Here is a 14794-nt window from a genome sequence, read left to right as displayed (position 1 = left end):
GCCGCCGAAGGAGACCCGATGACCCTGCTGACATGGGACGACAGCGACACCGCCGAGACCGCCGTCCTGGACCGCACCGCCGGGCAGGCGCCGGTGATCGACCTGCCCGCGGCGCAGCAGGCCGTGGCTGATCTGCTGGTCGCTCTCGGCCGCGACCCGCGGTCGGCGCATCTGCGTGACACGCCGCGGCGCGTCGCCGGCGCGTACGCCGAACTGCTGACGCCCGCCCCGTTCGCGATGACGACCTTCCCCAACGACGAGAACTACGACGAGCTGGTCCTCGTCACCCGCATCGCCTTCTCCTCACTGTGCGAGCACCACCTGCTGCCGTTCTCCGGCGTCGCCCACGTCGGCTACCTGCCGGGCGAGCGCATCGTCGGCCTGTCCAAGCTCGCCCGCGTGGTCCGGCACTTCGCCGGCGACATGCAGGTGCAGGAACGGCTCACGGTCCAGATCGCCGACTTCCTCGACGAGAGCCTGCGGCCCCGAGGCGTCGGGGTGATCCTCGACGCGGAGCACCTGTGCATGTCGCTGCGGGGCGTGCAGGCCGTCGGCGCACGCACCGTCACCTCACGCCTGCTCGGCACCCTGCGCGACGACCCGCGCTCCCGGCAGGAGTTCATGGCCCTCACCACCGCCGCCTCGCGCGCCCACGGGGACTGACCCACCGCCGGGACCCGCGGGCGAAGCACGCCCCGGCCGCCCGGCTCCACCCGCCCGTCCGCTGAAGGCGGCCGGCCCCCGGCCGGCCGCCACCAGCACGCGTGATATCCGGTCCGATATCGGCACGCCCTCCATAGCGTCTTGGACAGGGCGGCGCGGGCTGTGCTGTCATGGCCGCCATGCCCGACTCGCACCCGACTTCACGTACCGGCCCCGTTTCCAGGTTGGCGGGCGTCGCGCGCCTCGCCGGAGCGGGCGTGGCCGCCGGAGTGCTGGTGGCGGCCATCGCGCTGCCCGCCGTGGGCGGCGGCGGGGCGGTGTTCGTGTCGGCGGCCGAGGAGCTCGACATCAGGCCGATGGAGCTCAAGGAGCCGTCGCTGGCCCAGGCCTCGACGGTCTACGACGCGCGGGGCAGGCAGATCGCCCAGTTCTACGACCAGTACCGCAAGGTCGTGCCGCTGTCGCAGGTGTCCGAGGTGATGCGGACGGCGATCGTCGCCATCGAGGACGACCGCTTCTACCAGCACGGCGCGATCGACATCGAGGGCACGATCCGCGCGCTGGCGAAGAACCTCAGCGCGGGCGGCGTCAGCCAGGGCGGCTCCAGCATCACCCAGCAGTACGTCAAACAGGTGCTGCTCAACTCGGCGACGACCGACGCGGACCGGGACAAGGCGCTGGAGGCCAGCTACGCCCGCAAGCTCAACGAGCTGCGCCACGCCCTGGCCGTCGAGCAGAAGTACACCAAGGACCAGATCCTGGAGAAGTACCTCAACATCGTCTACTTCGGCGACGGCGCGAACGGCGTGGAGGCGGCGGCCCGGCGCTTCTTCGGCATCCCGGCCGCCAGGCTGAACCTGGCGCAGGCCGCCACGCTGGCCGGCGCGGTGCAGGACCCCAACCGCACCGACCCGGGCCGGGGCAGGAAGGCGCGGGAGCTGCTGCTGGAGCGGCGCGACGTGGTGCTCGACCGGATGGCGCAGCTCGGCCGGATCACGCCCGAGCAGGCGGCGGAGGCCAAGAAGGCCAAGCTCGGTTACAAGGGGGTTCCGCAGCCGAACGGCTGCCAGGCCGGCCGCCATCCGTACTTCTGCGAGTACGTCCGGTACGAGCTGCTGACGAATCCGGCGTTCGGCGGGACGGCGCAGATCAGGCGGCAGCGCTTCACCCAGGGCGGACTGAAGATCTACACCACGCTCGACCCGAGGATGCAGGCGGCGGCCGACCAGGCCATCAGGAAGCGGGTGTTCGCCTCGGACGACGCGGTCGCCTCGCAGGCGCTGGTGCAGCCCGGAACCGGGATGATCAGGGCGATGGCGGCGAGCCGGAAGTTCGGCGACTCGGTGCGCGCGAAGGAGATCTCCTACAACCCGGTGGCCGACAGCAGGCACGGCGGCCTCATCGGCTTCCAGGCCGGCTCGACGTTCAAGACCTTCACGCTGATCGCCGCGCTGAAGGACGGCATGAAGCTCGACGACGGCATCACCGTCGGCAACGGCTACACCGCCCCGAGCCCGTCCTCGTTCAGGAACTGCGAGGGCGAGAACATGGGCATCCCGTCGTGGACCGTCACCAACGACGAGGGCACGCCCGGCTTCAAGACGCTGAAGACCGGCACCTGGGGGTCGGTGAACACCTTCTTCATGTCTCTGGAGCAGCGGGTCGGCCTGTGCGAGACCGTGGAGACGGCCAAGTCGCTGGGCATCAGGCGGGCGGACGGCAAGCCGCTGCAGGAGTACGAGACGTTCACGCTCGGCATCAACGAGATGGACCCGGTGACCGTGGCCAACGCCTACGCCGCCATCGCGGCGCGCGGCAGGTACTGCGCGCCGATGGCCATCACCAAGGTCACCGACACCGCCACGGGCAGGACGGACGCCTACGAGCCGTCGTGCAGGCAGGCGCTGGACGCGGAGGTGGCCGACGCCACCGCCGAGGTGCTGACCGGGGTCTTCACCGACGGGATGATGCGGTCGGTGGGCGGGATCGGGCGTCCGGCGGCGGGCAAGACCGGCACCACGGACGGGTACGCGACGGCCTGGTTCGCCGGGTTCACCCCTGACCTGGCGGGCGCGGTCAGCATCGGCGACCCGCGCGGCTCGCAGCGCCACAAGCTCGCCGGCGTCACCATCGGCGGCCGGTACTTCGGCGCGGTGGCCGGCGCCTCGCTGCCGGGCCCGATCTGGAAGGACACGATGACGGCGGCGCTGAGGGACACGCCCGCCAGGGACTTCACCCCGGTCAACACGTCCCGCTTCGGGGGCTGCGCCGCGAGCTGCGCGCCCGTCCGGGAGGAGCCGGACGAGCCGGCGGTCGAGGACCCGGACGGCCTGCGGGACGAGCTCCAGCTCGACGACCAGCTCGACGGCGGCCTCCTCGGCGACGGGCTCGACGCCGGAACGGGCGCCGAAGCCGACGGAGGGACCGGCACCGGACCCGACGCGGGGCTCGATGACGGGGCTCGATGACGGGGCCGATGACGGGGCTCGATGACGGGGCTCGGCGGGTAAGGAGGCGGGGCCGGGCCGCTGGACCGCGGCGGGTCGACGAGGCCCGCGCGGGAGGACTGACTAGCCGGGCCAGCCGAGAAGGCGGGCGCCCAGGGTCGCCGTCTCCAGCGCGTGACGCTGGATCGGGTGGTCCAGGTCGTGGCCGGTGAGCGTCCGGACCCGGTCGAGCCGGTAGGTCACCGTGCGCACGCCCACGTGCAGCCGCCGGGCCGCCTCGGTGGCCACCCCGCCGCTGGTGAAATAGGCGAACAGCGTGTCCAGCAGCACGCCCGGCCCGCCGCGCCGGGCGCGCAGCGGGCCGAGCACCGTCTCCACGAGCTCGGTGATCGCCGCGTTGTCCCGCAGGAGCACCTGGAGCACGAGCAGGTCGGCGGCGTTCTGCACCCGCTCCGGCAGTTCCAGGCGGCGGGCGAAGGTGACCACGCCGCGAGCCTCCTCGTAGGAGCGCATGATCCCGGCGGGGCCCGGGTGAGCCCGGCCGACGCCGATCCGCAGCGCCGGGTCGTCGCCCGCCAGCTCCTCGGTGTGGGTCACGAACGCCCGGGTGACGCCCTCGGCGTGGTCGTCGGCGACACAGACGAGCAGCCCCTCCTTGGTGGCGACCAGCAGGTCGCGCACGCCGAACCGGGACAGCAGGGCGGCCTCCACGTGCCGTGCGACCGGCCCGCCGTCGTAGAAGGGCCGCCCGCCCTCCGCCACGCACACCACGTGCCCCCCGGTGGGGCGCAACCCGAAGCGCTCGGCCCGTTCGGCGAGGGTGCCCGCGGTGAGCCGGCCGTGGAGCAGGTCGTCGATGAACTCCCGCCGCAGCCCCTCCTCGCGGCGGATCACCAGCCGCTGGGCCGTCTCGTACCCCTCCACTAGGGCGAGGGCGGACCGGTCGGCGGCCTTGAGCACGGCCTGGCCGACGGACCGCAGCTGGTCGACCCGCCGGGCGCGGGCGACGCCGGGCAGGTCGGGCCAGGCCAGCCAGGTGGCGCTGAGATGCGCGTCGATGACGGCGCGCAGCGGCAGGCCGTCACGGGCCGCCGCCTCACCGCTCGCGCGCACCCGGGCCAGGGCCGCCGCGTCGGGGCCCCGCCCGGTCAGGCTGACCTCGGCGAGCAGGGCGAGGTACGCGGGCACCCACTCGGCACGCACGCCTCCGGCGTCGGCGCCGGCCCGTGCCGCCACCTCGGGCACGCCGGGCCCGGCGGTGCCGCGGGGGTCGTCTCCTTGCCGGTGACCAGCCATGCCCCCAGGCTGGCACGTTCCCGCGGCCTTCGGTAACCCGGCCTTCCGGGCGGGCCACCCGGCAGGCCGCCCGGCCCGGCAGGCCCCCAGGTCAGGCTCCGCCGGCTCGCCCTCGGCGGGTCAGGCCCGGTCCGCCGGGGACGGGTCCTGGTAGACGTCGGGGACGCTGTCGTGGTCGAGGTCGGCGGTCTCGATCTCGTGGATGCGCCGGTACGCCCGGCCGCGCAGGCGCAGGACGAACGCGGCGATCATCGCGGCGGCCAGCGACCCGGCCAGCACGGCGAGCTTGACGTGCGCGTCCCGTTCGGTGCCGGCGCCGAAGGCGAGCTCGCCGACGAGCAGCGACACCGTGAAGCCGATGCCGGACAGGAGCGCCAGGCCCAGCACGTCCACCCAGGCGAGCCCGTCGTCGAGGCGGGCCCGGGTGAAGCGGGACACCAGCCAGGTGGCCGCCATGACGCCGATCGGCTTGCCGAGGACCAGCCCGGCGACGACGCCGAGGGCGACCGGGTCGGTCAGGGCGGTGGCGAGACCGCTGAGCCCGCCCACGGTCACGCCGGCCGACAGGAACGCGAACGCAGGCACGGCCACCCCGGCCGACAGGGGCCGGAAGCGGTGCTCGAAGTGCTCGGCCAGCCCCGGGCCGGCCTCCAGGCCGCCCGCGCGCCGGCTGCGCACGACGGGCACGGCGAACCCCAGCAGCACCCCGGCGACGGTGGCGTGCACCCCGGAGGCGTGCACGAGAGCCCAGACGGCGAACGCCAGGGGCAGCAGCAGCCACCACGAGCGCACCCTGCGCTGCACCAGAGCGGTGAAGACGGCCAGCGGCGCCAGCGCGGCCAGCAGCGGGACCGGTGCCAGGTCAGCGGTGTAGAACACCGCGATGATGACGATCGCGATGAGGTCGTCCACCACGGCGAGGGTGAGCAGGAAGGTGCGCAGCGCCGCGGGCAGGAACCTGCCGGCCACCGCGAGCACCGCCAGCGCGAACGCGATGTCGGTGGCCGTGGGGATCGCCCACCCGGCCGCGGCGCCGGCGGTGCCGCGGGTCAGCAGCAGGTAGAGCGCGGCGGGGACGAGCACCCCGCCGACGGCGGCGGCGACCGGGACGGCGGCCCGCCGCGCGTGGCGCAGGTCGCCGGCCACGAACTCCCGCTTGAGCTCCAGGCCCGCCACGAAGAAGAAGATGGCGAGCAGCCCGTCGGCGGCCCAGGTCGCCAGGTCGAGGTCCAGGTGCAGCGCCGCCGGGCCGACGGTGACGCGGCGCAGCGCCTCGTACCCGGCCGACCAGGGAGAGTTGGCCCAGATCAGTGCGGCCGCCGCGCCGGCCAGCAGGAGCGCGCCGCCGAGGGTCTCCTTGCGGAGGATGTCGGCGATGCGGCCGGCCTCGGCCCAGGAACCCCGGTCGAACAGGGTGCGGCGCACAGCATTGATCATGGACACGCTCCGGGAGAGTGGTGGCAGGGGATGTCACCAGCCTGCCGGGTGACCGGCCGCCGCCACAACGTGGCCGGCGCGCAGTGTCAGGGCGGGCCTGCTTGCCGGTCACCGGCAAGGTCGCCCCGCCCCGCCACGGCGGATATCCCATGCCGGCCCACTCCGACACGGCGGACACCCCATGTCGGCCACCCCGCCACGGACACCCCGTGCCGGTGGCCGGCCCGCCACCGGATACGTTGCCGTTCATGACCGACGACCGCATTCCCCCGCCCCTCACCGGTGACGAGCGCACGGTGCTGACCAACTGGCTCGAATGGCATCGCGGCACGCTCGCCGTCAAGTGCGCGGGCCTGACCGAGGAGCAGCTGCGCCTGCGCAGCGCCCCGCCGTCGTCGATGTCGCTGCTGGGCCTGGTCAGGCACATGGCGCACGTCGAACGGGCGTGGTTCCGGCACATCCTCGACGACGAGGACGTACCCCGGCTGTGGGGCAAGGACGAGCGCGTCGACGCCGACTTCGACGACGTGGACACCGCCTCGGCCGAGGAGGCGTTCGCCGTCTGGCAGGAGGAGATCGAGCATGCCCGCAGGCTGTCGGCCGCCCTCCCTCTGGATGCCCTGGGCAAGCGGCAGCGTCACGGCCAGGACTGCAGCCACCGCTGGGTCCTCGTGCACATGATCGAGGAGTACGCCCGCCACAACGGGCACGCCGACCTGCTCCGCGAGCGCATCGACGGCGTCACCGGCGACTGACCCGCGCCCGCGCTACCCGGCCGGCTCGAACGTCCAGCGGGTCTGGCTGTAGTCGCCCTTGCGGAAGCCGTACGCCCGGACCGGCGCCACCGCGAACACCGCCGCCGCCCCGCCCTCGTGGCTGTGGAAGGCGCCGTCGCGCACCTCGAAGCGCCACTCGGGGCCGTACTTGGCCTCCCAGGCGTCGGCGAGCGTCCGGAGCCGCGCCGGGTCGGTGACGCGGCGGGCGACTCCCTCGACGACCAGGTCGAGCCCCTGGGTCCGGGAGCCGCCTCCCGTGGTGAGCGCGCAGCGCAGGTCGGCCTCCAGGTTGCGAGCCTTCTGCTCGGCGACGCCGGTGCAGAAGCAGAGCGTGCCGTCGTGCCAGACGGCGAGCAGCGGGGTGACGTGCGGGCCGCCGCCGGGGCGGATCGTGGACAGCCAGAACGTCTCGGCGCGGGCCAGGCCGTCGCGTGCCTCCGCCCACGGGGTGGCGGTGGCGCCGGGGGCGCTGTACCGCGGGTCGAGCTCGGTGATCGGGTTCATGAACAGCTCCTCTCTCGGGGCAGACCTGTCTCCGGACCGGAAATCATCGCCGTGCGCGATGAGTTCGCGCCCGCCCGGCGGTCTGCATTCGTGGACTTCTTGAGGAGGAGACATGGCGACGTTCGCGCTCATCCACGGAGGCGGAGGCAGCGCCCGTGACTGGCGGCTGGTCGAGACCGAGCTGCGCCGCATGGGCCACGACACGGTGGCCGTCGACCTGCCGATCGAGGACCCGTCGGCGGGGCTCGGCGACTACGCCGACAGCGTGGTGAAGGCCGTCGGCGACCGCACCGACCTCGTCGTGGTGGCCCACTCGTGGGGCGGCTTCGTCGGCCCGCTGGTCTGCGACCGGGTCAAGGCCGACCTGCTCGTCCTGGTGACGGCGATGATCCCGGCTCCCGGCGAGCCGCCGGGCGACTGGTGGGCCAACACCGGCTTCCAGGGGCCCGACATGAGCGACGAGGTCGCGGTGTTCCTGCACGACGTGCCGCCGGACCTGGCCGCCGAGATGCTGGCGGGCGGCCGGGAGCACGCCGAGAAGGCGCTGCTGGAGCCGTGGCCGCTCGACGGGTGGCCGGACGTGCCGACCAGGTTCCTGCTCTGCCGCGACGACCGCTTCTTCCCGCCCGCGTTCATGCGCGAGGTCGTCCGCGAGCGGCTGGGCGTCACGCCGGACGAGATCGACGGCGGCCATGCCCCGATGCTGGCCCGCCCGGCCGAGCTGGCGAGCCGCCTGGCGGGCTACGCCGGTCAGCGCACCGGCAGGTCGTAGACCCGCCGGACGCTGCTGCCGAGCCTGCTCACGTCGGTGCCGTAGACGTGCACCGAGACGCCGACCTCGGCGCTGGTGTTGCGCACCCGGTGGATGTCGCCGGGCGGCGCGAAACCGCTGACGTCGCCGGGCCGGTTGTCGGCCCGGCCGACCTCGGCCAGGTGGTCGCCCATGTCGCGGTAGACGGTCTCGTGCTCGACGCCGCTGATGACGCCGAACGCGCACCACGACACGTGATCGTGGATGGCCGTCCCCTGTCCGGGACGCCACACGACGGCCACGACGGAGAAGTCCTCCTGGGCGTGCAGCACCTGTGAGACGTATCCCTCGGGTGAGCCGGCGCGTTCCTGCGGGGTGAGCAGATCGAGCGTGTGCAGGCGGTCGCGGAGCAGGTCGGCGACGGCGAACGCGGCGGCGCGGCCGCCGAGCCCCCGGCCGGTGATGGCGGCGACGCCCGCGACGAGGTCGGCGAGGCCGGGCCGGACCATGGCCAATTTCATGGTTTCCCCCTAGGAAAAGACGCTAAGGCTCTTTCCCCTTCCACGGTGCTACGGAACCACCGATAGGTCCAACAGATGTTCTGTGGCTCACTCATAGATATGGTTGATGGATGCTGGATGTCGTACGGCTGCGCGTCCTCGTCGCCGTCGCCCGCCGCGGCTCCCTCACGGCGGCGGCCCAGGAGCTGCACTACTCACAACCTTCGGTCAGCCACCACCTGGCCCGCCTCGAAGCGGAGACCGGCGCCAAGCTCGTCCAGCGTGCCGGGCGCGGCATCCGGCTCACCGAGGCCGGGCGGCTGCTCGCCGAGCGGGCCGCCGACATCATCGCCCGCCTCGACGCCACCGCCGACGAGCTGGCCGCCCACGTCGGGCTGCGCTCCGGCCGGGTGCGGCTGGCGGCCTTCCCGTCGGCGATCGGCACGTTCGTCCCCGAGGCGGCCGCACGGCTGGCGCGCGACCATCCCGGCCTGCGGCTGGACATCACGGAGACCGAGCCGCCCGAGGCGCTGCGGCTGCTGCGCTCCGGCCGGGTCGACGTCGCGGTGATCTTCCGTTACGACGACACGGCTCCCGAGGACAACGGCATCTCCATGGTCCACCTGCTCGACGACCCGAGCTACCTCGTCTCGTCGCCGGGCACGCCGCAGGACGGGCCGTCGAGCGGGCTGGCGGCGCACGCCGGCGGGCAGTGGATCGCGGGCTGCGACCGGTGCCGGAGCCATCTGCTCGACATGTGCGCCAAGGCCGGGTTCGCGCCGCGGCTGTCGTTCACCAGCGACGACATCGTGGCCGTTCAGGCGCTGGTCGCCGCCGGCATGGGGGTGACGCTGCTGCCGGGGCTGGCCCTGCGCGCGCACCGCCACCCGGGTGTGGTCACCACCGAGATCCCCGGCTCCACCAGGCACGTCCACGCCGCCGTCTACGGCGAGCCGCCCCACCCGCCGGCCACCCGGACCCTGCTCGCGGCGCTGCGGGAAAGTTTTTGACGGCCGTGCGGGCTGCCGTGCGACGATGACCCCATGCCAGACCTCGTGACACTCTCACTCTTCGCCGCCGCCACGCTCGCCCTGCTCGTCGTGCCGGGGCCCGCCGTGCTGTTCATCGTCACCCGCAGCGTCGCCCAGGGCAGAGCCGCCGGTCTGGTCTCGGTGCTGGGCGTGCACGCGGGCTCGCTGGTGCACGTCGCCGCCGCCGCGCTGGGCATCAGCGCGCTGCTGGCCGCCTCGGCGACCGCGTTCACCGTGGTCAAGTGGGTGGGCGTCGCCTACCTGGTCTGGCTCGGGGCGCGCAAGCTGCTGCGGCGGGGCGACGCCGCGGAGGTCGTCGAGATCGAGCCGCACTCGCGGCGGCGGATGTTCTGGGAGGGGTTCGTGGTCAACGTGCTCAACCCCAAGACCGCGATCTTCTTCCTGGCGTTCCTGCCGCAGTTCACCGACCCCGCCGCCGGTCCCGTCGCCGCGCAGATCCTCGTGCTCGGCGTGGTCTGGATCGTGCTCGGCATGGCCTCCGACGGCACCTACGCCATGCTGGCCTCGGCGCTGGCCGGGCGAATCCGCGGCTCCGCGCGGGCGCGCCGCCGCCTCGACGTCGGGAGCGGCGTCGTCTACCTCGGCCTGGCCGCCTGGCTCACCGGCGAGAAGGCCTGACGGCCCTCCTCGGCCGGTGACCAGGCCCGCAGGGCCTTCTCCCTCGACGACAAGGCCCGGCGGCCTCAGGAGCCGGCGGCCTCGACCGCCTGCCTGGCCCACCGGTAGTCCGCCTTGCCCGCCGGCGAGCGGACCACCTCCTCGACGAACGCGTAGGTGCGCGGCACCTTGTAGCCCGAGAGCAGCCGCCGGCAGTGCGCGTCCAGCTCCTCGACGCCGGCCTCGGCGCCCTCGCGGAGCTCGACCACGGCCGCCACCCTGCTCCCCCACCGCTCGTCGGGCACCCCCGTGACGACCGCGTCGAACACGGCCGGGTGCCCCTTGAGCACGGCCTCGACCTCTTCGGGGAAGACCTTCTCGCCGCCGGTGTTGACGCACTGCGAGCCGCGGCCGAAGACGTTGACGGTGCCGTCGGTCTCGACGGTGGCCAGGTCACCGGTCAGCAGCCACCGCGTGCCGTCCTCGCCGGTGACGAACGTGGCGGCGGTCTTGCCGGGGTCGTTGTAGTAGCCGAACGCGATCCGGCCCGCCTTCGCGACGGTGCCGAGCTGCCCGGAGCCCGGCTCGACCGGCCGCAGCTTCTCGTCGAGGACCGCGAGCCGGGCCGTGGCGTTCGGCTGGTAGCGCAGGCCCTTCTCGGGCGAGGAGCCGGCCACGCCGGAGGCGGTGAAGCCCGACTCGGTGGAGCCGAAGTTGTCGAGGATCATCACGTTCGGCAGCAGCTCCTGGAGCCGGTCGCGCACCGACCCGGTGAGGATGGCGCCCGTGGAGCTGATCACGCCGAGTGACGACACGTCGTGGCCGCCGCCCGCGAGCTCGTCGGCGAGCGGCCGGGCCATGGCGTCGCCGGTGATGTTCATCGTGAACACCTTCTCCCGCGCGACCGTCCGCCACACCTCGCCCGGGTCGAACCTGCGCACGTACACCATGGTCGCGCCCATCCACCAGGCGATGAACGTGGCCATCTGCGCGGCCCCGTGCATCAGCGGCGGCACCGCCATCATCACCATCGGGCCGGACCCGGCCGCCGCGTCGATCACCTCCCGCGGGGTGGCGCGCGGCTCGCCGTACGGGTTGCCGCCGCCGAAGGCCATGAACAGGTCCTCGACGTGCCACATCGCTCCCTTCGGCATGCCGGTCGTGCCGCCGGTGTAGATGATGTAGACGTCCTGCCCGGAACGCGGCGCGAAGCCGCGCTCGGCCCTGCCGCCCGCCAGCGCCGTCCCGTACGGCACCGCCCCCGGGACCCCCGGCTCGCCGCCGACGGCGACCAGGTGCCGCAGCAGCGGCGCCTCCCCGGCCACGGCGGCCACCCTGGCGTCGAACTCCACGTCGTACAGGAGCGCCCGGATGTCGGAGTCGCGGTAGAGGTAGAGCAGCTCGGCCTCGACGTACCGGTAGTTGACGTTGATCGGCACGGCGCGGATCTTCAGTGCGGCCAGCAGCCCGGCGACGTACGGGATGCCGTTGTAGAGCTGCAGCCCGACGTGCTGGCCGGGTTCGACGCCGCGGTCGAGCAGGTGGTGGGCGAGCCGGTTGGCCTCGGCGTCCAGCTCGGCGTAGGTGCGGCGCTCGTCGCCGCAGACGACGGCGACCCGGTCGCCGATCGTGTCGGCCAGCCCCTCGAACAGGTCTGCGTGGTTGAACTCCGTCACGGCTTCTCCCGTCCGACGATCCACATCGCGAAGAACTGCGCTCCGCCGCCGTAGGCGTGGCCGAGCGCCAGCCGGGCGCCGTCCACCTGGTGCTCGCCCGCCGTCCCGCGCACCTGCAGTGCGGCCTCGGCGAACCTGATCAGGCCCGACGCGCCGATCGGGTTGCTGGAGAGCACGCCGCCGGAGGGGTTCCACGGGATGTCGCCGTCGAGCGCCGTGGCTCCGGACTCGGTGAGCTTCCAGCCCTCGCCCTCGGCGGCGAAGCCGAGGTTCTCCAGCCACATCGGCTCGTACCAGGAGAAGGGCACGTACACCTCGGCCACGTCGATCTGCCGTCGCGGGTCGGTGATGCCGGCCTGCCGGTAGACGTCGGCGGCGCAGTCCTTGCCGGCCTGCGGGTTGACCGTGTCGCGGCCGGCCCGGAAGATCGGCTCGGAGCGCATGGCGGCGCCGTGGATCCACGCCGGCGTGCCGCCTCCGGCCAGCGCCGTCTCCGACGACAGCACCATGGCGCAGGCGCCGTCGCTGGACGGGCAGGTCTCCAGGTAGCGGATCGGCTCCCACAGCATCGGCGTCGACTCGACCATGGCCCGGTCGATGGCGGGGATCCTCAGGTGGGCGTAGGGGTTGCGGAGTGCGTTGCGCCGGTCCTTGACGGCGACGAGCGTGCCGATGTGGCCGGGCGCGCCGGTGCGGCGCATGTACTCGCGGATGTGCGGGGCGAAGTACCCGCCCGCGCCGACCACGAGGGAGGCGTTGAACGGCAGGTGGGTGGACAGCGCCCAGGTGGCGTTGGACTCCGACTGCTTCTCGAACGCCACGACCAGCACCCGGTCGTGCACGCCGCCCTGGATCAGGCTCGCGCCGACCAGCGCGGTGGACCCGCCCACGCTGCCCGCGGTGTGCACCCGCATCATCGGCTTGCCGGCCGCGCCGAGCGCGTCGGCGAGGTACGCCTCCGGCATCATGACGCCCTCGAACAGGTCGGGCGCCTTGCCGATGACGACGGCGTCGATGTCCCTGAACGTCAGCCCGGCGTCCTCCAGCGCCCGCAGCGCCGCCTCGCGCACCAGCCCGGCGATCGACACGTCGCGGCGCTTGGTCGTGTAGTGCGTCTGGCCGACGCCGATGACCGCACAGCGGTGGCCCATCATGCCTCCAGGACGGTGACGAGGTTGTGCTGCAGGCAGGGGCCGCTCGCGGCGTGGCCGACGGTGCGCGAGGCGGTGCCGTCGTGGATGCGCCGGGCCGCCTCGCCGAGCCGGATGAGGCCGGTGGCCATGACGGGGTTGGCGGCGAGCGGCCCGCCGGACGGGTTGACGACCGTGCCGCCGGGCAGTTCCAGCGCGCGGCGCAGGATGAGCTCCTCGTGGGCGAACTGCGCGTGCAGCTCGGCCACGTCGATCGGGCCCTTGCCGGCCCCCGCGGCTCGTGCGGCCTCGGCCGCGGAGGCCGACCGGGCGAGGTCCCGCATACCCGGGTAGTGGGGCTCTATGCGATGCGCGATGCCCCTGATGTGGGCGGGGCGCTCGCACAGCCGCGTGGCGAGGTCACCGGCCGCGAGCACCACCGCGGCGGCGCCGTCGGTGATCGGCGCGATGTCGCAGGTTCTCAGCGGCTCCACCGCGAAGCCGTCGGGGATCTCCGCCGGCGGGTCCGGCGCGTACGGGTTGGCCAGGCCGTCGGCCCGGCTGCGCCGGACGATGTCGTCCAGCTCGGCCTGGTCGGCCCCGAGGGCGGCGGCCTGGAGGGCGGCGAGGGAGAGCTGGTCCAGGCCGAGGGGCGCCAGGTAGTACGGGTCGAGCTGGAGCGTCATGATCGTGCGCAGGTCGCCCAGGGAGGACTTGCCGAAGCCGTAGACCAGGGCGGAGTCGACGTCGCCGTGCTGCAGCCGGACCCAGGCCTCGTACAGCGCCCAGGCGCCGTCCATCTCCACGTGGCTCTCGGAGATCGGCGGCCAGGCGCCGAGCGCGTCGAGCGCGGAGACGAACGAGAACGGCGCCCCGGCGAGATAGTCACAGCTTCCGGAGCAGGTGAAGCCGAACCTGCGCAGGCCGGTGCGGTCCTTGACCTCGTTGATCACCGGGAGGATCAGCTCGGGCTCGGACAGGCCGGTGTCGTGGCCGGTGTGACGGGTCTGGGCGAAGGCGACGATCGCCACGTCTCTCATCACAGCTCCGCGTCGGGTTCGCCGGTGGGGGTGAACCACCGGACGTTCGCCATGGACAGGGTCCGCTCGTCCTCGGGCAGCCATTCGGCGCGGACCCGCATGCCCTGCCGCACCTCGTGCGCGGGCACCCCGCCGACCAGCGCGATCATGGGGATGTCGGCGCCGTCGAGCAGGATGTACGCCGAGACGAAGGGCACCTCGGGGGCGCGCGGGTCGGGCAGGTTGTTGATGGCGAACGTGGTGATGGTCCCGGTGTCGGGCAGCTCGACCCGTTCGTCGATGGCGCTGCCGCATTCGGGGCAGGAGGCCCGGTAGGGCACGTACACCTTGGCGCAGGTGGCGCACCGGCCGCCGAGGAAGACGCCGCGCCGGACCCCTTCGAGGAAGACGCGCAGCGCGCCGCCGGCCTGGATGCGGTACTCCGGCGCGACGGGCGAGACGATGCGCGTCACCTCGGGCGCGAAGTGGGCGATGTCGGTGATGTGACCGGTGCGGTCCTGCCGCCAGACCGGCCAGACGCGCGAGCCCGGGCGCAGCGCCTTGGGGTTGCCGGCGTCCACGGCGTGCACGAGCGCGGTGTCGGCGCCGTCGAGCCTGATGAGCGCCCAGGCGAACGGCCGGTCGAGCGGGTGGCCGGGCAGCGGCTGGGGCACCCAGGCCGCAGCGGTGACCGTCCCGGCCGGGCCGACCTCGACGTACTCGTCGCTCACGGCGTCGCCGGTGGCCGGGTCGTACTCCAGGGGCGGCATCAGCACCCGGCCCTCGGCCGTCCGCACGCCGACGAGGCGGCCGGCGCGCAACTCGGTCAGGAACCTGCCGATCACCGGCCCGGTCGTGCGGGTGTAGCCGCCGGGGAACTCCAGCACGTGCCGGGCGGCCGGCGGCCCGTCCGTCTCGGGTGGGGGCATGGGACGACCTCCCGTGC

14 protein-coding genes are annotated in these 14794 nt (G+C 73.7%); 6 read left to right on the top strand and 8 right to left on the bottom strand.

Annotated features, from left to right (window positions below; all coding sequences use genetic code 11):
* Positions 1 to 18 precede the first annotated feature (18 nt).
* The gene (gene folE / locus CXR44_RS06390; protein WP_101783934.1) at positions 19 to 663 is read left to right on the top strand and encodes a GTP cyclohydrolase I FolE; all 645 of its coding nucleotides are present in this window, start codon (positions 19 to 21) and stop codon (positions 661 to 663) included.
* A 224-nt stretch (positions 664 to 887) separates the two neighbouring features.
* A complete protein-coding gene (locus tag CXR44_RS06385; protein ID WP_245898888.1) occupies positions 888 to 3131 on the top strand; it encodes a transglycosylase domain-containing protein in 2244 nt (747 codons plus the stop codon).
* Between the two features lie 102 nt (positions 3132 to 3233).
* On the opposite strand, the gene CXR44_RS06380 is transcribed toward CXR44_RS06385, so the two are convergent.
* Both CXR44_RS06380 and nhaA read right to left on the bottom strand, forming a co-directional pair.
* The gene (locus CXR44_RS06380) at positions 3234 to 4406 is read right to left on the bottom strand and encodes a PucR family transcriptional regulator (protein ID WP_101783933.1); all 1173 of its coding nucleotides are present in this window, start codon (positions 4404 to 4406) and stop codon (positions 3234 to 3236) included.
* Positions 4407 to 4526: 120 nt separating this feature from the next.
* The gene (nhaA, locus tag CXR44_RS06375) at positions 4527 to 5843 is read right to left on the bottom strand and encodes a Na+/H+ antiporter NhaA (protein WP_101783932.1); all 1317 of its coding nucleotides are present in this window, start codon (positions 5841 to 5843) and stop codon (positions 4527 to 4529) included.
* Positions 5844 to 6091: 248 nt separating this feature from the next.
* Here nhaA and CXR44_RS06370 point away from each other — a divergent pair, with 248 nt between their 5' ends.
* Positions 6092 to 6598 (top strand): DinB family protein, encoded by a 507-nt coding sequence (locus CXR44_RS06370; protein ID WP_101783931.1) that lies wholly within the window; start codon positions 6092 to 6094, stop codon positions 6596 to 6598.
* A 12-nt stretch (positions 6599 to 6610) separates the two neighbouring features.
* On the opposite strand, the gene CXR44_RS06365 is transcribed toward CXR44_RS06370, so the two are convergent.
* Positions 6611 to 7123, bottom strand: coding sequence for a pyridoxamine 5'-phosphate oxidase family protein (locus CXR44_RS06365; protein WP_101783930.1), 513 nt, complete (start codon positions 7121 to 7123; stop codon positions 6611 to 6613).
* A 112-nt stretch (positions 7124 to 7235) separates the two neighbouring features.
* Between CXR44_RS06365 and CXR44_RS06360 the strand changes: the two genes are divergently transcribed.
* Positions 7236 to 7895 (top strand): alpha/beta fold hydrolase, encoded by a 660-nt coding sequence (locus tag CXR44_RS06360; RefSeq protein WP_101783929.1) that lies wholly within the window; start codon positions 7236 to 7238, stop codon positions 7893 to 7895.
* On the opposite strand, the gene CXR44_RS06355 is transcribed toward CXR44_RS06360, so the two are convergent.
* On the bottom strand, positions 7874 to 8395 hold the full coding sequence (locus tag CXR44_RS06355; protein WP_101783928.1) for a cysteine dioxygenase family protein: 522 nt from the start codon (positions 8393 to 8395) through the stop codon (positions 7874 to 7876). The genes CXR44_RS06360 and CXR44_RS06355 overlap by 22 nt on opposite strands.
* 110 nt (positions 8396 to 8505) lie before the next feature.
* Between CXR44_RS06355 and CXR44_RS06350 the strand changes: the two genes are divergently transcribed.
* Both CXR44_RS06350 and CXR44_RS06345 read left to right on the top strand, forming a co-directional pair.
* The gene (locus tag CXR44_RS06350) at positions 8506 to 9384 is read left to right on the top strand and encodes a LysR family transcriptional regulator (protein WP_101783927.1); all 879 of its coding nucleotides are present in this window, start codon (positions 8506 to 8508) and stop codon (positions 9382 to 9384) included.
* 33 nt (positions 9385 to 9417) lie between these two features.
* A complete protein-coding gene (locus CXR44_RS06345) occupies positions 9418 to 10044 on the top strand; it encodes a LysE family translocator (RefSeq protein WP_101783926.1) in 627 nt (208 codons plus the stop codon).
* Positions 10045 to 10109: 65 nt separating this feature from the next.
* On the opposite strand, the gene CXR44_RS06340 is transcribed toward CXR44_RS06345, so the two are convergent.
* From CXR44_RS06340 to CXR44_RS06325, 4 genes are read right to left on the bottom strand one after another with little or no spacing between them, the layout of a single operon-like run.
* A complete protein-coding gene (locus tag CXR44_RS06340) occupies positions 10110 to 11699 on the bottom strand; it encodes an acyl-CoA synthetase (RefSeq protein WP_101783925.1) in 1590 nt (529 codons plus the stop codon).
* Positions 11696 to 12850, bottom strand: a complete 1155-nt coding sequence (locus tag CXR44_RS06335; protein ID WP_101783924.1) for a thiolase domain-containing protein — start codon at positions 12848 to 12850, stop codon at positions 11696 to 11698. The genes CXR44_RS06340 and CXR44_RS06335 overlap by 4 nt, the downstream gene beginning before the upstream one ends.
* A complete protein-coding gene (locus CXR44_RS06330; RefSeq protein WP_101783923.1) occupies positions 12850 to 13869 on the bottom strand; it encodes a lipid-transfer protein in 1020 nt (339 codons plus the stop codon). The genes CXR44_RS06335 and CXR44_RS06330 overlap by 1 nt, the downstream gene beginning before the upstream one ends.
* Entirely contained in the window at positions 13869 to 14777 is a 909-nt protein-coding gene (locus CXR44_RS06325; protein ID WP_101783922.1) for a Zn-ribbon domain-containing OB-fold protein, read from the bottom strand. Before CXR44_RS06325 ends, CXR44_RS06330 begins: the two co-directional genes overlap by 1 nt.
* Positions 14778 to 14794: the final 17 nt, after the last annotated feature.

It is taken from the genome of Nonomuraea indica (genome assembly GCF_002850745.1).
In the GTDB taxonomy this organism is placed as follows: domain Bacteria; phylum Actinomycetota; class Actinomycetes; order Streptosporangiales; family Streptosporangiaceae; genus Nonomuraea; species Nonomuraea indica.
Note: the sequence above shows the minus strand (reverse complement) of the source record. Positions and strands in the feature narration are given on the sequence as shown.